This window comes from Ruegeria discodermiae (assembly GCF_030758345.1).
In the GTDB taxonomy this organism is placed as follows: domain Bacteria; phylum Pseudomonadota; class Alphaproteobacteria; order Rhodobacterales; family Rhodobacteraceae; genus Ruegeria_C.
This window is the reverse complement of sequence record NZ_JAVAMO010000005.1, coordinates 137709-157957: the sequence shown is the minus strand read 5'-3', so window position 1 is coordinate 157957 and position 20249 is coordinate 137709. Positions and strand designations below refer to the sequence as shown.

The window sequence follows — 20249 nt, the reverse complement described above, 5'->3', positions numbered from 1 at the left end:
CGGTTTCGCGGTACACTTCTCGCGAGCAGGCAAACGGGATAATTCAGATGATAAACTGGAAATCGGGCGCCGTCGGAACCATTATGGCGGCATTTGGGTCAACACATGCGTCGGCGGAAGCGCCACATGACCCCGACAAACAGGCATCCTTTCAACTGGCCTCGGTTACCACATCGCTGCGGCCCGTGGCCCGACCCGCGCCCGAGATCGGGCGGGAGGTTGTGCAGGTGGCCGCGTCAAATGATCCCTTCGCGCTGTGGTTATCGGGCTTTCGTGGCCGGGCGCTGGAGCAGGGTATCAGTGCCGGAACGCTCGACGTGGCGTTTGCCAATGTGACCATCGACCCGGATGTGGTGCGGCTTGACCGCAACCAATCGGAATTCAGCAAAACGATCTGGCAGTATCTCGATAGCGCGGTCTCGACCTCGCGGGTTAAGAACGGGCGCGCGGCATTGGCCAAACACGCGACAGCGCTATCGCAGATCGAAGCGCATTATGGCGTCGAGAAAGAGGTGGTTACCGCGATCTGGGGGCTGGAAAGCTCGTTCGGCGCGTTTCGCGGTAGCAACAACACGATCCGCTCGCTGGCCACGCTGGCCCATGACACGCGCCGATCGGCGTTTTTTGAGGCAGAGCTTGTGGCGGCGCTGCAGATTCTCGAAGCCGGCGATGTGTCCGCGCGCGGTATGAAAGGCAGTTGGGCCGGAGCGATGGGGCATACGCAATTCATGCCCAGTTCCTACCATCGCTACGCGGTGGATTTCACCGGTGACGGCAAACGCGATATCTGGTCCGACGATCCGCGTGATGCGCTGGCCTCGACGGCAGCATATCTGGCCGGGTTCGGCTGGACCGAGGGGCAGCCCTGGGGTGTCGAGGTGCGTTTGCCCAAAGGGTTCGACTATGCCCAAGCGCGCCGCGACCTGACCCGGTTTCCGTCTGACTGGGCGGCGGCAGGTGTGGTGGATGTATCCGGCAAGCCGGTGCCCGATCACGGCGAGGCGTCGATCCTGCTGCCTGCGGGGTCTCAGGGCGCGGCCTTTATGGTCTTTGACAACTTCGCGGTGCTCGAGAAATACAATACCGCCGATGCCTATGTGATCGGAGTCGGGTATCTGGCGGATCGTATTGCAGGTGGCCCGGTGATCGCAGCAGACTGGCCGCGCGGCGACCGCGCGCTGACTTTCTCGGAACGTAAGGAGTTGCAGCGCCGTCTTACCGGGGCAGGGTTCGACACGCAGAAGATCGATGGGCGGGTTGGGCCGCTGACCATCAATGCCGTGCGGTCCTACCAGACGGCCAATGGGCTTGTGCCGGACGGCTACGCCTCACCCCGGCTGCTGGAGCGCCTGCGCTAGTTCAGCTTGGGGTGATGCCACGCAGCCGTTCAGACCGGCGGCGTAGCAGTTCGACCGTGGTCAGCAGCGCGATGGAGATCACGACAAGGATCGTCGCCACCGCGAGAATGGTTGGTGAGATCTGCTCGCGCAGGCCAGTGAACATCTGCCAGGGCAGCGTTTTTTGCCGGGCCGAGCCGACAAACAGCACCACGACCACCTCGTCAAATGAGGTGATGAAGGCAAAGAGTCCGCCCGAGATCACGCCCGGCAGGATCAACGGCATCTGCACCCGAAAGAAGGTGGTGACAGGCCCTGCACCCATATTTGCGGCTGCACGCGTCAGCGACCGGTCAAAGCCCACCAGCGTGGCGGTCACGGTGATGATGACGAAGGGGATACCCAGTACCGCATGGGCCAATACGACTTTCACATATCCAACAAATGTCTTGGAAAGGCCCAGATTGTTCTCAAGAACTTGACCGATCTGCGAGTAGAAAAAGAACATTCCGGTGGCCGAGATGATCAGCGGCACGATCATCGGCGAAATCAGGATGGCCATGATCGCGCGGCGTCCGGGCACATGGCTCTGGCTGAGGCCGATGGCGGCTAGCGTGCCCAGCGTGACCGAGATCACTGTCGCGATGGGCGCGATGATGAGCGAATTGCGGAACGAACGCTGCCAGTCCTGATTAGTGAAGAAATCGCGATAGTGCTTCAGCGAATAACCTTCGGGGTCGAGCCGCAGCATCTCGGGCGTAAAGGTAAAGAAATCCTGCGCGTTGAAGGACAGCGGCAGCACCACCAGAATGGGGGTGATCAGAAAGACAAAGATCGCGCCGCAGATCACTCGGAAGCCGTAATGCCACAGCACCTGCCCCGGTGTCAGATAGGGCACCAGCGTCGCGCGGTAGCGGGTTTCGCCGATCCAGAAGATGAACCAGCCAAAGAACCAGCCGAACAGCACGCCGATGATCCCGGCGGACAGCCCGCCCATGAGGAACCCGGCCAGCGCGAACCCGGTGAGGATGATCCAGCGGACGGGTTTTTCGCGCTCACGCATCTGCAGCGCCACAAAGGTAACTGCAGCCAGCAGTGCCGCGCCGATGACAACGCCCAGAAACGCATTGCCCTGGGAGGTGCCGACAAGCAAGCCCGCAATGGCACCGGCGACGGCGGTTGTGCTCGCGGTGAACGAGGTCGAGCTTGGTGTGACGGGGGTAAGTGCCATTCCGGTTATCCCAGCTTTACGTTGTCGATGCCGACGATCTTGTCATAGGCCCAGTAGAGGATCAGGACCGCGACCAGCAGGATGGTGCCAAGCGCGGCGGCCAACCCCCAGTTCAGCGATGACGAGATGTGGAAGGCGATCCGGTTCGAGATGAAGACACCTTTGGTGCCGCCAACCAGTTCGGGCGTGATATAGTAGCCAATGGCCAGAATGAAGACCAGGATCGAGCCCGCCCCGATGCCCGGCACCGATTGCGGGAAATAGACCCGCCAGAAGGCGGTCCAGTTGGTGGCGCCCAGCGACTTTGCCGCGCGCAGGTAGGAGGGCGGGATGGTCTGCATCACCGAATACATCGGCAGGATCATGAAGGGCAGCAGGATATGGGTCATCGCCACGATCGTGCCGAACTGGTTGTTGATCATCACCAGCCGTGACTCGTCGGCCACAAGGCCCAGCCAGACCAGCGTGTCGTTGATCACGCCCTGCTGCTGCAACATCACTTTCCAGGCCGATGTCCGCACCAGCAGCGAGGTCCAGAACGGCAACAGCACCAGGATCAGCAACACATTTGCCTTGGCAGAGGGCAGGTTTGCCAGCAGCCAGGCCACCGGGTAGCCCAGCAGGATGCATGCCCCCATGATGACCAGCGACATGAACAGCGTTCGTTTGAACAGCGTGATATAGATCTGCTGGTTTTCGGGCCGGAACTCGACACCGTCATCGCCCAACTGCATATCGGCGGCATTCAGGAAATACCCGCTGGTGACCGGGGGTGAAAATTTCTGGATCGTGCGCCATATTGCGGGGTCACCCCAATCCTCGTCGATATCAAGGAACTGTTCCTTGAAGGGCCCATCGGTTTCGAGGTCCCATCGCTTGGCTTTTCGTCCGGCCTTTCTGAACAGCGACGAGATACCGGGGGTCTCATAGTTCAAGCGACTGCCCACACGGGTATGGGTCTTGTTTTCAACGGCGATCTTGAAGTCGGCGGCAAGGGCGGCAAAGGCGGCCTCGTCGGGGGCTTCGCCGCTGGTCGCATCCCAGTCCTGGATCGCGATCACCGTCTGCGGCAGCGTATTTTGCACGATATCGTTTTGAACCGAGCGGAACAGCATCTGTCCGATCGGTACGATGAAGGTGAGCAGGACAAAGGCCAGCAGCGGCAGGATCAGGGCCATCGCCCGCATTTTCTGCCGCCGGAGCGCACGGTTCAGACTATGCTTGAGCGGCTTGCCATCGGCTGCAAGGACGGGACCTGATTGGGTGATATCGCTCATTCTGCACCTTCGACCAAAATGACGACGCTCTCGGCATTGGCGCGCCGGATCTCGGCCACTTTCTGATATTCGGGGTCGTTATAGGCGGCTTTAGCAGCCTCGTAAGAGGGGAACTCGATCACCACATGCCGGTCCAGACTAGACCCTTCGGATGTTTCACTCTGCCCGCCGCGCACCACGAACCGCCCTCCCAGACGGTGCAGGATCGGCGTGTCCAGACGGACGTATTCCTGATAGGCGTCCGGGTTGGTGACCGTTACATGGGCGATGAGGTATCCTTTGGGCATAGTCTTTCCCCTGATCGGCAAAGCGGGCCTTGTCAGGCCCGCTTTGGATTTACTTGGCTAGCCAGGCCTGGAATTTGGCTTCGATATCGTCGCGGTAATCCGCCCAGAATTCGTAATTGTAGAGGAACGTATTCTTGGCGTTCTCGGGATCAGTCGGCATATGCGGTGCCATGTCGATGCCCAGATCGGCATGCTGACCGACCAAAGGCGCAGACGAGGCGCGCGCCGGACCGTAGGAGATCCATTTGGCCTGATCTGCCAGACGCTGGGTGTCGGTCGCGAACATGATGTAATCAAGCGCGCGTGCCTGACGCTCTGGGCTCAGACCTGTCGGGATGATCCAGCCATCCAGATCAAAGATCTGCGCGTCCCACAGCATGGCAACGGGCTGTTTCTGCTCTTCGATCACGCTGAATAGTCGGCCATTATAGGTCGAGCCCATGACCACTTCGCCATCGGCGAGCAGTTGTGGCGTATCGGCACCGGCAGACCACCAGATCACATCATCCTTGATCGTATCGAGCTTGGCGAGAGCCTGTTCTTGTCCTTCGGGCGTTTCCAGCACGTCGTAGACGTCTTCCTTGGCAACCCCGTCACACAGAAGCGCCCATTCCATATTGTTGATGGCGCGCTTTTCCAGGCTGCGCTTACCCGGATAGGTCTCGGTGTCAAACACCGCGCAGATCTCGGTGGGCGGGGTGTCTCCCACCAGGTCGGTGCGATAGCCGAAGGTGGTCGAATAGACGATCTGCGGGATGAAGCAGTCGCTGACCAGCAGGTCGCCGAAATCTTCGGAAGCCGGTGTTCCGTCGGGGGCTGCCGCCAATTGCGTGTCGGGATCGATTTCCAGCGCGAGGCCTTCGTCACACAGACGAATTGCGTCGGCGGCGACAACATCGACCACATCCCAAGTCACATTGCCCGCCTCATTCATGGCGCGCAGCTTGGCAACCGCTTCGGCCGAGCTTTCATCATTGATGATGGTCACGCCGGTATTCTCGGAATAGGGCGTATGGTAGGCGTTTTGCTGTGATGCGGAATAGGCACCGCCCCAGCTTACAATCGTCATCTCATTCGCCATGTCTTCCGCCGAGACCAGACCAGCGGTCATGCTCAGGGCTGTGGTGGCGAGAAGAGTTCTCGTGAGTGTCATTAGTCTCTCCCAGTTTTTCCCGTTCTTGCTCTGGAGGAACCGGCCGCACGGGGTCTCGAATTCCGGCTTCCATGTTCATCGCTCCGGATGCCCGGATACGACAAAAGGGGTGTCACGCGTCCAGCGCGCGACAATCTTCGGGCAGCCAGCCGATTTCGATCTGCTGTCCCGGCTGCAAGCGGACCTGATCGGGCGCGTTGCGGGTCTTGATGATGAATTCGTCATTTCCGGCGACCCGTAACCGGGTGCGGAAGATGTCGCCCATATAGATGAATTCAAGTACTTCGGCTTTTAGGGTATGGGCACCGTCGCTCAGGCGGTCCTTGTTGTATTCGACGCGTTCGGGCCGGATCGACACCCGCGTCCGCTCGCCGGGTTTATCGACATTGACCGGCTTGCAGTCGATCAATTCTCCATCGTCTAGTTGAACCACCGCAATGCCGTTGGCGATTTCCTTGACCTGCCCCTCAAGCGTGTTGTTCTCGCCGATGAACTGCGCGACGAAGCTGTTATCGGGCGATTCATAGAGCTGGTCGGGTGGCGCCAGTTGCTGAATCACACCATCGTTGAACACGGCAACGCGGTCTGACATGGTCAGCGCTTCGGTCTGGTCATGGGTCACATAGACCACGGTGATCCCGAGATTATGCGCCAGATGGGTGATTTCGAACTGCATCTTTTCGCGCAATTGCTTGTCCAAAGCGCCCAGTGGTTCATCCATCAGAACCAGTTCCGGTTCGAACACCAGCGCGCGCGCCAAGGCGACACGCTGCTGCTGACCCCCCGATAGCTGGGCCGGTCTGCGACCGCCAAAAGCGCCCATCTCAACCATGTCCAGCGCGCGTTTCACCTTCTCTTCGCGCTCGGATTTGCCCAATTTGCGCACTTCCAACGGAAAGCTGAGGTTTTCTGCGATGGTCATATGCGGAAACAGGGCGTAGTTCTGAAACACCATCCCGATGCCGCGTTTGTGCGGGGGGATGTTGTTGATCGAGATTCCGCCCAGCCGGATATCGCCATGGGTGGCGGTTTCAAATCCGGCCAGCATCATCAGGCAGGTGGTCTTGCCGGACCCCGACGGCCCTAGCATTGTCAGGAATTCGCCTTTCGGCATGGTCAGGTTCAGGTCTTTGACGACAAGCGTTTCGCCATCATAGCTTTTCTGGACGCGTTCGAATTCAACGAACGCGTCGTTGCTGTTTGATGCAGCCAAAGCAAACTCCCCAGTTTTTTGCGGTCTTTGCCGCCTTTCCCGCAAGGTTAAGCGGGCAATCCCGCTTTATGCAACACAATTGCGACAGAGTGCGGGTGGATTGATTGGATTTGCATCGCCTTGCAGCAGGTCGCAGGTCGGGTCGTCGGTTTTGGACGTGCAGGGTCAGTCCGTGCCCAAATTGGCGCATTCAAGAGCCAGGCCCTGCGCATATTCCTGCGAGCCGTTTTCAGCGCGCCACAGGCAATAGGCAGCCATGCGCCAGGCGAACCAGGGCTTCAAAGCCGCATATCGCTCGGTGGTTTGCTGGTGCGGATAGGCTGCGAGAAAGGCGCAGGTTTCATCCGGACTGAGCGGTGCGCCGCGATAGACCTGCATCATGGCGGGCGACAGGAACAACGCGAGATCCTCGGTTGGGTCACCGATGGCCGGGCATTGCCAGTCGATCAGAACCAGCGACGCGCCGTTCACAAGAATGTTTCCAGCCACCGGATCGCCGTGGATCAGGCAAGTGGCGGCGGTGGCGCGCACGTTCCCAGACGGTTTCAGGTCCAGAAGCCGCGCGCGCTCGGACGAGTGGCAGAGTGACAGAATTCTCTGCGTGGTCGCGTCAAGATCGGCGCTGCCATTGCACCCTTTAGGCAAAGCAATCGGAGGGCGGAGCGTGTGAAGTTTGGCAAGCAACCCGGCGACCGAGGCTGTATCCGAGGTCCATGGGGTTCCCGCCGCATGTTCATAAAGCACCCACACAGCATTCGGGATGTCGCCCGAAGCACGGAATTTCGGGCTCAATCCGGTTGGGGCCAGGGCGTTCAGACACAGCGCTTCAAGCTCTGGATCATTGCCGAAAAGCGGGTTGGGACGCGTCCGCTGATAGAGCTTCAGCACCCGGTCCGGCCCCGGCCCGACCAGCTTCCACACCTTATTCGTACGCCCACCCTGCAAAGGCTCGAACCTGACTGAGCGTGCCATCAGCCCACGGCGGAGTAGATCGGCCTGTAGGTCTTGGGGCGGGTCGTCTCGTGGCATCGGGTGGGCGAACTCCGGCAAGAGGGGCGCGCCCGGTCACGACGAACCCTAGAGAGGTTGCGGGTCGCCGGATCGAACCGCGGTGACCAGTGGCGCCAAAATCGCCTGTCCGCCCTCAAGGATCAAGATCACATCGTCACGTTCAAGCTGCGCTTCGCTCACCCGGTTATAGGTCGCCGCGCTCTCCTCGCTCAGCAGGTCCACACCTCGATAGTGTTCGACCGAGAAAGAATACTGCCCGGCTGCCATCGGCAGGCCATTCGAATCCAGACCGTTCCAGATCGCGGTTCGGTGACTCACGGGCAGCGATTGCCGGTCAACAATGTCCCCCGATCCGTTGCGCACAACCAGAATGGCGCTATCTGCCTGATCATTCTGCGGGGGTGAGACCCGCACCGGATCGCCATCAAAATATGCCGGAGCCAGTGCGCGAACCTCTGACCCGATCCACCCGGACAGCTGCGACATCTGTGGCCCGCCAAGAAGTGCGGATAACTCCGATAGCGTCTCATTGGTGCGCACCTGCTGTTCGACCATCGAAAACTGTGCTAGCTGGGCAGCGTATTCCGAGGAATTTATCGGCTCCAGCGGATCTTGATTGCGGGCCTGCGCGGTCAGCATCTTGAGAAAGGTCTCAAAGTCGGACGCCAGCGCCGAGGGGTCGCTCGCCGTGCTGGCCACCGGTTTGTTCTGCGATGACGAGGCGTTTGAAATGGGTGTGGTTTCGGTCACAGTCTCATATCCAATCCGATTGCAAGATCATGGATCATCGGCGTAGACGCGTTGGCTTCGGGCGCTGGCGCAGCCAGATCACCGTCATCACCTGATGCGCCTGCATCCGGGCCATGTCCGGTCTGGTTGTCGCCCTTGCCATCCCCAGCCCCGGACAGATCGACATGCACGGCGCTATAGCCCATGTCCCGAAACTCCGAGGCAAGCTGGTCGATGTGGCGTCGCATCAGGTCGAGCGTTTCGGGTCGTTCCGCGATGATTGTCAGCGTCATGGCACCCTCGATGGGCTTCATCAGGACCCGCACGCGACCCAACTCTTCGGGGCGCAGCGCAAGTTCGAAGCTGCCATTGCCGCGTCTTATCAGGACATCGTTGATTTGTGCGGCGATTGCCCGCGCAGTCTCAGCCTGGGCTGGCTTTGGCATGTCGCGCGCAAGCTCTAATCCAAGGCTCGCGGCCTCCAGGCGGGTTTGGGCCGGAAACAGGTCCTCACGCACAGATGAGATCGGCCTGGTTGGCAAATCACCGTCCGGTGACATGGCTTCGGACGGGGTCGGGAACGCCGGGCCGGATTGGTCAGCCACCATCTCGCCCGGGTTCTGAGCGGCCTGCGAGACCTGAGCCTGGCGCAGGGCAATCTGAGGGGCCGGGGCGTTTGCCGCCTCGCGCGGTGTCTGGGCCCCGCTGCCCGCCTCTGGAACCGGCGCAGGTTTTGCGGTCTGCGCAAGCCAGATTGCGCTATTTGATCCTGATGCGGTTCCCGTCAAAGCCGACACACGCTGCTTGTCCAAGCTTGCGCTATGTGGCGCGCGCGCTTCCTCCGTCGGGACCCTGGCCAAAGCTGCTTGCGCGGTTTCATCAGACTTTCCGAAAGCTGGGTTTGTCAGGCGCTCACTCCCGGTTTTTCGAACTGCATCAGGGTGAACTTGCGCCCTAGCTGTGGATGCGGGGTCATGAGGGGAGAGTGGCGCGGTTCCGCCAGTGACAGCATCCCGTCCGGTTGCCCCTGGCTTGGTGTCGGTCCGGTCGGGCGCGATGTCGTGGCGCAGACGCAGCTCGGCCTTTGCGTCTTCTGCTTGCGAGGCGGCAAATGCCGCTTCCGGTTCTGAACCCGCGTGCGTGGGTTCGCTCTGCTCCACCGTTGCTGCTGTATCTTCCGGTCTCGCTTCGGCTTCGGGGTCGCTATCCGGTGGCGTATCTGGGTTTGAGGTAGCCTCTGGGCTCTCTTCGCCAGCCTCGCCATGAGGCACCGAGGCCACCGCATCGGCAAAATCTGCCGCACCCGAGTTGGGTGAACCAGAGCTGTTAACTCCGGCCCTTGCGGGAGTGCCAGCGGTGAGCGACGTCAGACTTTCTATCAGCATGTTGCACCAGACCCTTGTTGTCGCCGACGACAGTGAACTGGATTCGGTTGCGTTTTTTTTAACGCTTTCGCGCCAGTCTGGAAAAGACGCTGTCAATTTGAGGGAATGAAAATGGACGCTGCAAATCTGCACACCGTTCGGCACGACTCGTCGAGACCACCGCAGTCACGCGCCTCGGCGAAAGAGGCGGCGGTACAGATGGAGGCGACGTTTCTGGCCGAAATGCTGAAATCGGCGGGCTTTGGGTCTGCGCGCAAGTCCTTTGGTGGCGGTGCGGGCGAGGATCAATTCTCGTCGATGCTGGTGCGCGAACAGGCGCTTCAGATCACGCGCGCTGGCGGGATCGGCCTGACGGAGATTCTGCTGCAGGGATTGGTGGCCGATCATGAGGGGTAAGCAAATGCGGAAATCAGCCCTAATGAAGCTGAATGAACTGCTGGATCAGGAGCGTCAGTTGCTGATCTCGGGGGCGCTTGATCAGGTGGCCGCTTTGGTGCCCGAAAAAGAATCACTGCTGGACGAGGTCGCGCGAGAGGGTGCAGCAGCGGTCGCGGATCTGGATATCATCAAACACAAGGCGGATCAGAATCGGGCCCTTTTTGATGCGGCGCTGGCTGGACTGAAGTCTGTTGTCGAGCGTCTGTCAGAGCTTAAGCGGCTTCAGTCGGGCTTTGATACTTATGACAAGGCCGGGCAGCGCCTGCAGCACGAACCGGGCGAGGCCTCGAAAATGGAGAAACGGGCTTGAGGCAGGTTTGTCTCAAAGTCGATCCATTCCGTGTGCCGGGTTTAGCAAAGCATTAGGACATCCCGGGCGAATGTTGCAGCGCACCTTCCGAAGGTGGCGCGACACTCCGGTTCCCGGATGCCGCACCCGTCAGAAAGACGTTTTCAAACCACCCGCAAGGGTGACGTGAACCGGGCAAATGCCCGCATAGAGAGGATATGCTATGTCCAGCATTCTGACGAACAACGGCGCAATGGTTGCGCTGCAGACCCTGAAAATGGTCAACAAGAACCTGGGTGCCACCCAGAACGCTATCTCGACCGGCAAATCGGTCGCCAATGCCAAAGACAACTCGGCGGTCTGGGCGATTTCGAAGGTCATGGAATCTGATGTACAGGGCTTCAAGGCAATCAAGGACAGTCTGAGCCTTGGTGAATCGTCGGTGTCCGTTGCGAGGAACGCGTCGGAGACCATTACCGATCTGCTGACCCAGATGAAGGGGAAGATCGTTGCGGCCCAAGAAGAGAACGTTGATCGGGCTAAAATCCAGGCCGACGTTGTGGCGCTGCGCGATCAGATCGGCACCGTAGTTGGCGCAGCTCAGTTCAACGGGCTGAACCTAGTCGATGGCTCGACCACTTCTACCTCGTTTCTGGCGTCTTTGGATCGCGATTCGACGGGTGGTGTGACGCCATCATCGATCAATGTGGCAGGACAGAACCTGTCGACAGGTGGATATGCGGCAAAGAACGTTTTCGCCGGATCGCAGGGTGTGTCGGGGCTTGGTGATGTCGCTGCATTCAGCCTCAATGGCGGCGGCGGTACAGCCGACCTTGTCACAGATGAGGCTGGCGCTGCAGTTGCTGGTCCTCCTGCTTCGGCGGCCGGTACCTTTGCTGCCGGTGATCAGATTACGGTGAACATCAACGATCAGTCCGTTTCCTATACCGTGACGGCAGAAGATGCGGCGTCGACCACCACAGGTGACATCGTTGCCACGGCGTTGAAGACCCAGATTGATTCGCTGGGGATTGCGGATGCAGGGGGCACGTTGGACGTTGATTATGATTCCGGCACGGCTGGCACGATCTCGTTTACCAACGGCACCGATCAGGATCTTGTGATCACCGCGCAATACACCAATGCCGGATCCGGTGGGCTGGGCGCACTCTCGTCGATCGATGTCTCGACCGGTAGCGGGGCAAGCGCGGCTCTTGGCACCGTTGAAACCCTGATCGGGACCGCCATCGACGCATCGGCGGCCTTTGGTTCGGTCGAGGGGCGGATTTCCACCCAGAAGGACTTCATCAGCAACCTGTCCGATTCGCTGAAATCGGGAATCGGCGCGATGGTGGATGCCAATATGGAAGAAGTCTCTGCCCGGCTGCAGGCGCTGCAAACCCAGCAGCAATTGGCGGTTCAATCGCTGTCGATCGCCAACCAGGCGCCGCAGACGATCCTGTCGCTGTTCCGTTAAACCTCTGACGGCCGGGGCGGCTTCCGCCCCGGTCGCTTTTCTCAGAACATCATCAGGTAAGGATCGACAGTGAACGCGCTTGCAACTGCCCAACAGGCCTATTCGAGCAATTCGGCCGCGACCCGCACTCCGAGAGATACGGAATATGAAACACTCGCACGGATCACGCACCGCATTCGCGCCGCTGCGGAAGGTGACGCCGCGGATTACCCCAAGCTTGCTCATGCCTTGCATGACAACAAGCGGCTCTGGACGGTTTTCGCCAGTGATGTGGCCAGCCCCGAAAATGGCTTGCCCACCGATCTGCGGGCGCGTCTGTTCTACCTCGCCGAGTTCGTGGACCATCACACCAGCCTTGTCCTGGTCCGAAAGGCGAGCGTCGTGCCGCTACTTGAGGTCAACACGTCCATCCTGCGCGGGCTGCGCAGCGGGGCGTCCTGATATGGCGGGCCTTGTTTTGAAACTCGCCCCCAAGGAAAGGGTGCTGATCAACGGTGCGGTGATCGAGAATGGGGACCGGCGCGGGCGGCTTTCCATCGTCACGCCCGATGCGAATATCCTGCGCCTGCGGGATGCGATCCACCCGACTGATGCCACGACCCCGGTCCGGCGGGCCTGTTACGCGTTGCAACTGGTTTTGTCCGGCGATTGCGATCCGGATGACGCAAGACAGGCATTGCTGTGCCGGATCGAGGAATTGAGCCAGGTCTTTACCGACCATGACAGTCGCTCGGCCCTGGCCGAGGCCACGGATGCGCTGATCGGCGAGCATCATTACCGCTGTCTGAAGGCCTTGAGGGCGCTGTTGCCACGTGAAGACCGCGTGCTGGCGTTGCGCCAGCAGTGAGCTTTCGCCCGGTCGTTCCCCTAGGCGGGATTGCCGGATGGCAGTTCTTGCAAAGAACGCAGACGCAGCAGCGCGAGGCCCTTTCTGCCTCGCCGCTATTGCAGCGGGAAACGCAGCACTTTCTGAAGGAAATCGGTAATGTAACCTCAGCGCAGGAACTGGTTGCGGATCGAACACTGCTGAAAGTAGCGCTTGGTGCCTTCGGACTCGAATCCGACCTGAACAACCGGTTTTTCGTGCAGAAGATCCTCGAAGATGGGACCTCGGCCCAGGATGCTCTGGCCATTCGTCTGGCAGATAAACGCTACCGCGCTTTCAGCGATGCCTTTGGTTTTGGACCCAATGATTTTCCGAAAACCTCGTTGCCAGCTTTCATGGAAGATGTGGTGGGAAAATATCAAACCCAGGCGTTTGAGACCGCGATTGGCGAAAGTGACGAGGCCATGCGCATCGCGCTTTATGCGCAACATGAACTGGCCGAAATTGCCAGTGGCGACGGGTCCGACACCACAAAATGGCTGAACATCATCGGGTTGCCACCATTGCGGACGATGTTCGAAACGGCGCTGGGCCTGCCCCGCAGTTTTGCCTCGGTTGATCTCGACAAACAGGTCGAGGTGTTTCGGGACCGGTTTTCTTCGGCAACCGGGTTGAGTGATCTGTCCGAGCTTTCAGACCCCGGTGCGATGGAAAAGACAACGCATCTTTATCTGGCGCGGTCGCAGATCGCGTCTTTTGCCAGCCAGCAATCCCCGGCTGCAATCGCGCTCAGCCTGCTGCAGTCCTGACCGGGCCGCCGCCATCCTCCGCCGCCTGTTCGCGCCAACCCGCAGCCTATGCCTGTGCGCAGCAGGCGGCCGCGTCCTCCGGCGCGTAGGCATAAGACACCACCGGCTGGGACACATTATGCAGTTGCAGCGCACCCAAAGGCTGGCAATCCGAATCTGGCACCAGCATATCTTCGGCGACCACGATGCGATGACCGATGGTCTTGCCGTGATCCCCCAGCCGCGCAGCGACATTGGCCGCCTGTCCGATAACCGTAAAATCCAGCCGCTCGCGCGAGCCGACATTGCCATAGGTCACCCGCCCATAGGCCAATCCGATGGCACAATCATAGGTGAGGTCGGTCTCGGCAACGCTGTCGCGGGTCACGCAGCCGACAATCTCGGCCGCAGATCGCAGCGCGTTGCGGCGCGCAAGTTCGGCGTCGTCGCCTGCGGGAAACACCGCCAGTACAGCATCGCCGATGAATTTCAGAACTTCGCCACCCTGTTGATGCACCACCCCCGAGACGGTCTCGAAGAAGGTGTTCAGCAGTGCAATATAGGCGTCCCGCTCCATCTGTTCTTCCAGCCGGGCAGAGCCGCGCAAGTCGCAGAACATGATCGCCGCATCAATCTCGTCACCATCACCGCGCCGGATCTCGCCGCCCAGCACACGTGCGCCCGAGCGTTTGCCGACATAGGTTTCTAGCAGCGCCTGTGCATTTTCGCGCTGCATGAAGACTTCGTAATAGCGCCCGATCACCGTCGAACATTCGAACACCAGCCCGAGATTGGCGGTGGTCAGGCCATCGGGATGATCGCTGGTCAGGGTCAGCACATTGGTCCGACCATCCGAAAACGGCATCGGCATTGCCACATAATCGGTCGCGCCCTTGCTGCGCAGATCCTCCATGATCGGGAATGAGTTTTCCAGATGGGTATCGGTCAGCCGCTGACGCACCCCGCCCGCCCCGTTGGACACATGGCGCAGCGGGCTGTTCTGATAGGCGGGGTGGTCGTAGATTTCATAGGTGGGCGCATAGGTCGAGATTTCGTCCTCGTCCTTGTCCCAGATGTAATGTTTGCAGGCGATCAGCGGATGCAGCGACCAGACGAGGATGCTCAGCCGCGAAACCGCGATACCGTGTTCGCACATCTTTTCCGCCAGTTCGCGAGTGAAATCCTCGGGCGTTTTCAACGTCGAAGCCCCGCGCATCAACCAGTCGATCAGCGGCCCGCTGATGTTGCCATCGTTGTTATTGCTAAGGCTGTTGTCACCTAGATCGACCTTTGTATAGGCCTCGGGCATGAAGCCAACGCACCCCTGAATGTCCCGGCTTTCGGGCAGCGCATCCTCGTAGGCCCAGACCGAATTGAGCAGTGTCTCGCCAGGCAGCAATATGTCGTTATAGGTGGCGGTTCCCTTAAAGGGGCAGAATGTCTGCAACGTGGTTGTAGCGCTCAGCGGCACCTTCACATCTTCGCGCGGAAAATAGATCGTCGGCGGCAGGCGCGTTTCATACATCACCCTGGCGCGGGTGCTTGACGCTAGTTCGACATCGTCACGCCAGAGGGTGACCCGGCCCGACAATTCCTGCAACTCGATGCGGTATCCGTCAACTTGCGGCGAGGCATGCACGTTCATAATTCGTTCTCCCTGTCGCCTAGGCCCATAAGGATGGGGGCAGACGGGCGGGAATCCAAGTGCGAAGACCGGTTTTTTGTCGCTCAGACCATCTGGATCACGTCTTTTTCGATGGCCAGCATATAACCGCGTCGCGCGATGTTCTTGACCAGCAATGCGCTGACCATCTGGTTGCCCAGCGTATCGCGCAGCCGCTTGATGCGGGTGGCGCCGGCGGCCTCTTCGCAATCGCTTGCGTCGCGGCCCGAAATCACCGCCTCGATCTCGGCACCTGACAGCACGTCGTCATCCAGCCGCGCCTCGGCCAGTACCGACAGGGTTTCGATGGCTGCGGCGGTCAGTTTGAAATCCATGTTGTTGAGGTAAACGGTGTTTTCCTCGCGGCTGATCAGCAGCGAATTGACCTGGATGCCCGCCCGCTCGATCTGCACCATGCGGCGATTGAACTGGGTCAGCATGACCAGAAAGACCAGTGCGGCGATCAGCATGGCGCTGGCGAACACAAGTAGCACAAAAATCACCACCCGGTAGCTGGCCAGCGTGTCGCCAAAGGCTGTGCCGGATTGCGCCAGTATTTCGAGCAATTTGATCTCGGCCTGCGTGGTCAGATCGTTTTCGACAAAGACCCTCTCAACCCGCGCGTTGAAGGCGTTGGCATCGGGCAGGGTCAGGATCAGGAAGAGCGCGGCGGTGGCGAGGATCACGACGATGGCGGCGATCCCGAACCCGACGAGGCGTGCCCCCGATCGCCGAGTTTCAGAAACGGAGATAGTAGGGTCCGGCATCAGCCTTCCTTTGTTGCAGCCCATCGGGGCCGAAAACGGATATCACGTTGAGCAGCGTCCAACCATTGGCGGACAGGCGCTGCGACAATTCACTCTGTGCCTGCGCGGCAGAACAGGCGCCACTAACCTGCATCACACCGTAATGCAGCTTCAGCGGGGCGTCCTGCTTGGCTTTGTAATCCGCATAACATTCAGCGGCGAGACCATACCGGGGCAGGGTGGTCAGGGCCAGAATGAGGGTCAGGAATGCAATCTGTTTCATGAGGCTCATCCTGCGTGCGACCGTGCGGTTATTCAATAACAACAAGGCGCTGGGCCCAATGATATCGGATAACACGCCAGCGATATTGCTTGGCCGCGCCCACCCGCCCCAGTTTCAGGACATCACAGCCCGCACCTGCCGGTATGGGCATGGACATACTGAAAGGACCCCTCTTATGCACCGCAAGTTCATTGCCCTGATCGTTTCGCTCGCCATCGCCATTACCGCAATTTCCGCCGCCCCTGCCCGAGCCAACGACACCGCAAAGATCCTCGGCGGGCTGGCTGCGCTGACCATTTTGGGTGTGGTTGTGCATCGCAACAACAAGAAGAAACGCGAACGCGCTCAGGTCACCCGGAGCCATATCCCTCAGGCTCCGCAGATCCATTCGGTTCGACCCCTGCCGCCGCAGGTGGCGAAATACGATTTGCCACGTCATTGCCTGAAGGCGGTCAAAGGCTATCCCGCGAGCGCCCCGCTGATGAAACGGAAATGTCTGAAGCGCCACTATAAGCACGCGGACACGCTGCCGCAGCAATGCCAAATCACCTATTGGAACGGCGAGCGTTCCCGCAGGGCTTATGAGCCGCGCTGCCTGCGCCGCAACGGGTACCGCTTTGCAGGCTGACTCAGGGTTATCGAGCAGTGACGGTCTGGAACAGTGGGCCGCACAGGTGGAGAGAGGGGGCGACCCCTCTCTCCATTTTGCTTGCGTCCGGGGGACAAACGCGCTTTTCCATGGGCATGTCATTGCCGGATTATCAGTTGGAAGAGTTCCTGCGTGGGCGTGGATATCGCCGCATCGCGGGTGTGGATGAGGTCGGGCGCGGCCCGCTGGCCGGGCCGGTCATGGCCGCTGCCGTGATTCTGGACCCATCAGACATTCCCGAGGGGTTGAACGATTCGAAGAAACTGACCGAAAAGCGCCGCGCTGTGCTGGAGGAACAGTTGCTCGCCCGCGCCGAAGTTGCCATCGCAGAAGCCAGCGTCGAAGAGATCGAGCAGCATAACATCCTGCGTGCGGCGCATTTTGCGATGATCCGCGCGATTGCGGTGCTGGACCCGGCGCCCGACTATCTGCTGATCGACGGCAATCTGGTCCCCAAGGGCCTGGACTTGCCCGCGCAGCCGGTGATCAAGGGCGATACCCGCTCGGTGTCGATCGCCGCTGCCTCGATCGTGGCAAAAATGCACCGCGATCGGATCATGGTGGATTTGGCGCAACAGCACCCGGAATACGGGTGGGCGCGAAACAAGGGATATCCGACGCTGGAGCACAGAACGGCGCTCCGAAATCTTGGGCCAACCCCACATCATAGACGTTCCTTCAAGCCGGTACACAATATCTTGTATCAAGAGTAAATCGTAAGCTCTTGATTCAAAAAAGAATTTGACGCCGAATCCGCTTTGACTCATCCTGATCACAACCAGATGAGCGCAAAAATGCGCCGCGGAACTTGAGGCAGAAAATGACGAAAACCAAGACGAAGGGCGCAGTTGCGCTCCCTTTAAACTCGATCATTGCCGGGGACTGCATCGATGTGATGAACAGTCTGCCGGAGGGGTGTGTCGATCTGATTTTTGCAGATCCGCCCTATAACCTGCAGCTCAAAGGGCAGCTGCACCGCCCCGACAACTCTCAGGTTGATGCAGTCGATGACGATTGGGACCAGTTTTCCAGCTTCAAGGCCTATGATCAGTTCACCAAGGCCTGGCTCAAGGCAGCGCGGCGTCTTTTGAAACCCAATGGCGCGATCTGGGTGATCGGGTCGTATCACAATATCTTCCGCGTCGGCGCAACGCTGCAGGACGAAGGCTACTGGATTCTCAACGACGTGGTCTGGCGCAAGTCGAACCCGATGCCGAACTTTCGCGGCAAGCGTTACACCAATGCGCATGAGACGATGATCTGGGCCTCCAAGGCCGAGGGCGCGAAATATACCTTCAATTACGAGGCGCTGAAGGCGCTGAACGAAGGCGTGCAGATGCGCAGCGACTGGGTGCTGCCGATCTGCACCGGGCATGAACGGCTGAAGGACGACAAGGGCGACAAGGCGCACCCGACGCAAAAGCCGGAATCGCTGCTGCACCGGATTCTGGTCGGCTCCACCAACCCCGGTGATGTGGTGCTGGACCCGTTCTTTGGCACGGGCACGACCGGGGCCGTGGCCAAGATGCTGGGCCGTGAATTCATCGGGATCGAACGGGAAGAGGCCTATCGTAAGGTGGCCGAGAAACGCATCGCCAAGGTGCGCAAGTTCGACCGCGACGCCCTGCAGGTCAGCGCTAGCAAACGCGCCGAGCCGCGCGTGCCCTTTGGCCAACTAGTCGAACGCGGCATGCTGCGCCCGGGTGAGGAGCTGTTTTCGATGAACCAGCGTCACAAGGCCAAGGTGCGGGCTGATGGCACGCTGGTGGGTGACAATATCAAAGGCTCGATCCATCAGGTCGGGGCCCATCTGGAAAACGCGCCCTCCTGCAATGGCTGGACCTATTGGTGTTTCCGTCGCGAGGGCAAGACCGTGCCGATCGACGTGCTGCGCCAGCAGATCCGCGCCGAGATGCAGAACTGACCAATCCACACAGATAGAATACCGCCGGTGCCTGTGGCCTGACACGAGGCACTAAACCTTGCCCCGCCGTTCCCGGCGGGGCCTTTTCTTTTGTCGCAGAGACCATCGGCTGGCAGGATGGTAGCCATAATTTGGCCCGACGTGAGGAGCCCGGAAACATGAGCCAGAGCAGTGCCGACATAACGGGTTTGAGGCGCTTGTCCTTCACGCTTCCAGATGAGGTGGAGCTGGACAACAAATACACGCAGGCGGCATTGGAACGGCACAAGCGCGAAGGGCTTGAACTTGCGGTCCGCGCCCGTTGGATCGCTATGGCGCTTACAGCAGTGCTGCTTGTGTTTCTGAATCCGAATTGGGATGTCCTGTATTACCACTTCATCCTGCTGCTGATCTGCGCCAATGGCTGGCTGATCCGGCGCGCAGGCCGGGTTGGACAATCGCGAACCGAATTGCTGCTGATATTCGTCGATCTTCTGATCATGACGCTGGGGATGGTGGTCCCCAACCCGTTCAGCGATGATGTCCGGCCGTTGGCAATGCAGTATCGGTTCGACAACTTTCAATATTTCTTCATCATCCTTGCGGCAGGGACGCTGGCCTATTCGTGGCGCACGGTTGTCGCAATCGGGACGTGGACAGCGGGGATTTGGACGGTTGGCTGGCTGGTTGCCTGGTGGGTCGCGAAGCCGATACCCGGATTGACCGAGCGCGTGAACGAGGCGCTGGCAGGATTTCCCGACGTGGCCGAACTGCTTGATCCCAACAGCTTCATGATCCCGCAGCGCATTCAGCAGGTCATCGTATTTGTGATGGTTGCCGTGACCCTTGGGGTGTCGATGCGGCGTCTGAACCGGTTGCTGATGACAAATGCGGGTCTGGAACGTGAGAGGGCCAATCTGTCCCGCTACTTCTCGCCCAATGTTGTCGACCAGCTTTCGCAGAATGATGAGCCGCTGAAACAGGTGCGCAGCGAGGATATCGCGATCCTGTTTGTGGATATCGTCGGCTTCACCCGGTTTGCCGCATCGCGGGACGCCTATGAAGTGGTGGAGATGCTGCGCGCCTTTCACGCAAGGATGGAGACCGAGGTGTTCCGCCATCACGGCACGCTGGATAAATATCTGGGCGACGGGCTGATGGCGACCTTCGGCACGCCGGTTGCGGGGGAGCGGGATGCAACCAACGGCTATCAATGCGCCATGGCGATGCTGGCAGAGATGGACCGCTGGAACATCCAGCGGCGCCGGTCCGGCTTGCCGGAGATCGAGATTGGTATCGGGCTGCATTACGGCCCTGTGGTGATGGGCGATATCGGGGCGAACCGCTTGGAATATGCGGTGATCGGGACAGCGGTGAACGTGGCGTCGCGGCTTGAGGCGCTGACGCGTCAGCTGCCCAAACCCTTTGCGCTCAGCGAAGAGGCGCGCGCGCAGATCATCGCGGAAACCGGCGGATCAGAACGGGTCGTCGAGGGATTGGTGGAATACCCAGATCAGACCATCCGGGGTCTCGACGGGCCGGTCACGGTCTGGGCGTGTTGATC

The 20249-nt window shown here is 59.9% G+C and carries 22 protein-coding genes; 11 read left to right on the top strand and 11 right to left on the bottom strand.

Annotated elements, in window-relative coordinates; all coding sequences use genetic code 11:
* The first annotated feature begins 47 nt into the window (after positions 1-47).
* Positions 48-1358: a lytic murein transglycosylase gene (locus Q5Y75_RS13820; protein WP_306198316.1), complete on the top strand. Its 1311-nt coding sequence runs from the start codon at positions 48-50 to the stop codon at positions 1356-1358.
* 1 nt (position 1359) lies between these two features.
* Here Q5Y75_RS13820 and Q5Y75_RS13815 read toward each other — a convergent pair whose 3' ends face one another.
* The 8 genes from Q5Y75_RS13815 to Q5Y75_RS13780 form a co-directional block, all read right to left on the bottom strand.
* Complete coding sequence (locus Q5Y75_RS13815) at positions 1360-2568, bottom strand: ABC transporter permease (protein WP_306198313.1); 1209 nt, start codon at positions 2566-2568, stop codon at positions 1360-1362.
* A gap of 5 nt (positions 2569-2573) precedes the next feature.
* The gene (locus Q5Y75_RS13810) at positions 2574-3845 is read right to left on the bottom strand and encodes an ABC transporter permease (protein WP_306198311.1); all 1272 of its coding nucleotides are present in this window, start codon (positions 3843-3845) and stop codon (positions 2574-2576) included.
* Positions 3842-4132, bottom strand: coding sequence for a DUF1330 domain-containing protein (locus Q5Y75_RS13805; RefSeq protein ID WP_306198310.1), 291 nt, complete (start codon positions 4130-4132; stop codon positions 3842-3844). The genes Q5Y75_RS13810 and Q5Y75_RS13805 overlap by 4 nt, the downstream gene beginning before the upstream one ends.
* A gap of 49 nt (positions 4133-4181) precedes the next feature.
* Positions 4182-5285, bottom strand: a complete 1104-nt coding sequence (locus Q5Y75_RS13800) for an extracellular solute-binding protein (RefSeq protein ID WP_306198309.1) — start codon at positions 5283-5285, stop codon at positions 4182-4184.
* A gap of 112 nt (positions 5286-5397) precedes the next feature.
* Positions 5398-6498, bottom strand: coding sequence for an ABC transporter ATP-binding protein (locus Q5Y75_RS13795; protein ID WP_306198307.1), 1101 nt, complete (start codon positions 6496-6498; stop codon positions 5398-5400).
* Between the two features lie 165 nt (positions 6499-6663).
* A complete protein-coding gene (locus Q5Y75_RS13790; protein ID WP_306198305.1) occupies positions 6664-7527 on the bottom strand; it encodes a phosphotransferase family protein in 864 nt (287 codons plus the stop codon).
* Positions 7528-7575: 48 nt separating this feature from the next.
* Positions 7576-8259 carry a flagellar hook capping FlgD N-terminal domain-containing protein gene (locus tag Q5Y75_RS13785; protein WP_306198303.1) on the bottom strand — a complete coding sequence of 228 codons (684 nt, stop codon included), beginning with the start codon at positions 8257-8259 and terminating at the stop codon, positions 7576-7578.
* Entirely contained in the window at positions 8256-9623 is a 1368-nt protein-coding gene (locus tag Q5Y75_RS13780) for a flagellar hook-length control protein FliK (protein ID WP_306198301.1), read from the bottom strand. The genes Q5Y75_RS13785 and Q5Y75_RS13780 overlap by 4 nt, the downstream gene beginning before the upstream one ends.
* A 111-nt stretch (positions 9624-9734) precedes the next feature.
* Here Q5Y75_RS13780 and Q5Y75_RS13775 point away from each other — a divergent pair, with 111 nt between their 5' ends.
* From Q5Y75_RS13775 to Q5Y75_RS13750, 6 genes are all read left to right on the top strand, one after another.
* Positions 9735-10019, top strand: a complete 285-nt coding sequence (locus Q5Y75_RS13775; protein ID WP_306198298.1) for a rod-binding protein — start codon at positions 9735-9737, stop codon at positions 10017-10019.
* Between the two features lie 4 nt (positions 10020-10023).
* Positions 10024-10371 carry a flagellar biosynthesis protein FlgN gene (locus Q5Y75_RS13770; RefSeq protein WP_306198296.1) on the top strand — a complete coding sequence of 116 codons (348 nt, stop codon included), beginning with the start codon at positions 10024-10026 and terminating at the stop codon, positions 10369-10371.
* Between the two features lie 202 nt (positions 10372-10573).
* On the top strand, positions 10574-11827 hold the full coding sequence (locus Q5Y75_RS13765) for a flagellin N-terminal helical domain-containing protein (protein WP_306198294.1): 1254 nt from the start codon (positions 10574-10576) through the stop codon (positions 11825-11827).
* 69 nt (positions 11828-11896) lie between these two features.
* A complete protein-coding gene (flaF, locus tag Q5Y75_RS13760; protein ID WP_306198292.1) occupies positions 11897-12268 on the top strand; it encodes a flagellar biosynthesis regulator FlaF in 372 nt (123 codons plus the stop codon).
* A gap of 1 nt (position 12269) precedes the next feature.
* Complete coding sequence (gene flbT, locus Q5Y75_RS13755; protein ID WP_306198291.1) at positions 12270-12674, top strand: flagellar biosynthesis repressor FlbT; 405 nt, start codon at positions 12270-12272, stop codon at positions 12672-12674.
* 47 nt (positions 12675-12721) lie between these two features.
* Positions 12722-13462 carry a DUF1217 domain-containing protein gene (locus Q5Y75_RS13750; protein WP_306198288.1) on the top strand — a complete coding sequence of 247 codons (741 nt, stop codon included), beginning with the start codon at positions 12722-12724 and terminating at the stop codon, positions 13460-13462.
* Positions 13463-13508: 46 nt separating this feature from the next.
* Here Q5Y75_RS13750 and Q5Y75_RS13745 read toward each other — a convergent pair whose 3' ends face one another.
* The 3 genes from Q5Y75_RS13745 to Q5Y75_RS13735 all read right to left on the bottom strand — a co-directional run bounded on the left by Q5Y75_RS13745 (position 13509) and on the right by Q5Y75_RS13735 (position 16133).
* Positions 13509-15086 (bottom strand): DUF427 domain-containing protein, encoded by a 1578-nt coding sequence (locus tag Q5Y75_RS13745; RefSeq protein WP_306198287.1) that lies wholly within the window; start codon positions 15084-15086, stop codon positions 13509-13511.
* Positions 15087-15169: 83 nt separating this feature from the next.
* Entirely contained in the window at positions 15170-15871 is a 702-nt protein-coding gene (locus tag Q5Y75_RS13740) for a winged helix-turn-helix domain-containing protein (protein ID WP_306198286.1), read from the bottom strand.
* The gene (locus Q5Y75_RS13735; protein ID WP_306198284.1) at positions 15843-16133 is read right to left on the bottom strand and encodes a hypothetical protein; all 291 of its coding nucleotides are present in this window, start codon (positions 16131-16133) and stop codon (positions 15843-15845) included. Before Q5Y75_RS13735 ends, Q5Y75_RS13740 begins: the two co-directional genes overlap by 29 nt.
* Before the next feature lie 175 nt (positions 16134-16308).
* Here Q5Y75_RS13735 and Q5Y75_RS13730 point away from each other — a divergent pair, with 175 nt between their 5' ends.
* From Q5Y75_RS13730 to Q5Y75_RS13715, 4 genes are all read left to right on the top strand, one after another.
* On the top strand, positions 16309-16761 hold the full coding sequence (locus Q5Y75_RS13730; protein ID WP_306198281.1) for a hypothetical protein: 453 nt from the start codon (positions 16309-16311) through the stop codon (positions 16759-16761).
* Positions 16762-16877: 116 nt separating this feature from the next.
* A complete protein-coding gene (rnhB, locus tag Q5Y75_RS13725; protein WP_306198756.1) occupies positions 16878-17495 on the top strand; it encodes a ribonuclease HII in 618 nt (205 codons plus the stop codon).
* A gap of 107 nt (positions 17496-17602) precedes the next feature.
* On the top strand, positions 17603-18706 hold the full coding sequence (locus Q5Y75_RS13720) for a site-specific DNA-methyltransferase (protein ID WP_306198279.1): 1104 nt from the start codon (positions 17603-17605) through the stop codon (positions 18704-18706).
* A 158-nt stretch (positions 18707-18864) separates the two neighbouring features.
* Complete coding sequence (locus Q5Y75_RS13715) at positions 18865-20247, top strand: adenylate/guanylate cyclase domain-containing protein (protein ID WP_306198278.1); 1383 nt, start codon at positions 18865-18867, stop codon at positions 20245-20247.
* The last annotated feature ends 2 nt before the right edge of the window (positions 20248-20249 follow it).

Bases quoted from the DNA above. Each gene is read 5' to 3' on its own strand.
- Q5Y75_RS13810 (WP_306198311.1), bottom strand. From the start codon at position 3,845: ATGAGCGATATCACCCAATCAGGTCCCGTCCTTGCAGCCGATGGCAAG.
- Q5Y75_RS13730 (WP_306198281.1), top strand. From the start codon at position 16,309: ATGCACCGCAAGTTCATTGCCCTGATCGTTTCGCTCGCCATCGCCATT.
- Q5Y75_RS13715 (WP_306198278.1), top strand. From the start codon at position 18,865: ATGAGCCAGAGCAGTGCCGACATAACGGGTTTGAGGCGCTTGTCCTTC.
- Q5Y75_RS13745 (WP_306198287.1), bottom strand. From the start codon at position 15,086: ATGAACGTGCATGCCTCGCCGCAAGTTGACGGATACCGCATCGAGTTG.
- Q5Y75_RS13720 (WP_306198279.1), top strand. From the start codon at position 17,603: ATGACGAAAACCAAGACGAAGGGCGCAGTTGCGCTCCCTTTAAACTCG.
- rnhB (WP_306198756.1), top strand. From the start codon at position 16,878: ATGTCATTGCCGGATTATCAGTTGGAAGAGTTCCTGCGTGGGCGTGGA.
- Q5Y75_RS13790 (WP_306198305.1), bottom strand. From the start codon at position 7,527: ATGCCACGAGACGACCCGCCCCAAGACCTACAGGCCGATCTACTCCGC.
- Q5Y75_RS13800 (WP_306198309.1), bottom strand. From the start codon at position 5,285: ATGACACTCACGAGAACTCTTCTCGCCACCACAGCCCTGAGCATGACC.
- Q5Y75_RS13815 (WP_306198313.1), bottom strand. From the start codon at position 2,568: ATGGCACTTACCCCCGTCACACCAAGCTCGACCTCGTTCACCGCGAGC.
- flbT (WP_306198291.1), top strand. From the start codon at position 12,270: ATGGCGGGCCTTGTTTTGAAACTCGCCCCCAAGGAAAGGGTGCTGATC.
- Q5Y75_RS13770 (WP_306198296.1), top strand. From the start codon at position 10,024: ATGCGGAAATCAGCCCTAATGAAGCTGAATGAACTGCTGGATCAGGAG.
- Q5Y75_RS13740 (WP_306198286.1), bottom strand. From the start codon at position 15,871: ATGCCGGACCCTACTATCTCCGTTTCTGAAACTCGGCGATCGGGGGCA.
- Q5Y75_RS13765 (WP_306198294.1), top strand. From the start codon at position 10,574: ATGTCCAGCATTCTGACGAACAACGGCGCAATGGTTGCGCTGCAGACC.
- Q5Y75_RS13775 (WP_306198298.1), top strand. From the start codon at position 9,735: ATGGACGCTGCAAATCTGCACACCGTTCGGCACGACTCGTCGAGACCA.
- Q5Y75_RS13780 (WP_306198301.1), bottom strand. From the start codon at position 9,623: ATGCTGATAGAAAGTCTGACGTCGCTCACCGCTGGCACTCCCGCAAGG.
- Q5Y75_RS13820 (WP_306198316.1), top strand. From the start codon at position 48: ATGATAAACTGGAAATCGGGCGCCGTCGGAACCATTATGGCGGCATTT.
- Q5Y75_RS13805 (WP_306198310.1), bottom strand. From the start codon at position 4,132: ATGCCCAAAGGATACCTCATCGCCCATGTAACGGTCACCAACCCGGAC.
- Q5Y75_RS13735 (WP_306198284.1), bottom strand. From the start codon at position 16,133: ATGAAACAGATTGCATTCCTGACCCTCATTCTGGCCCTGACCACCCTG.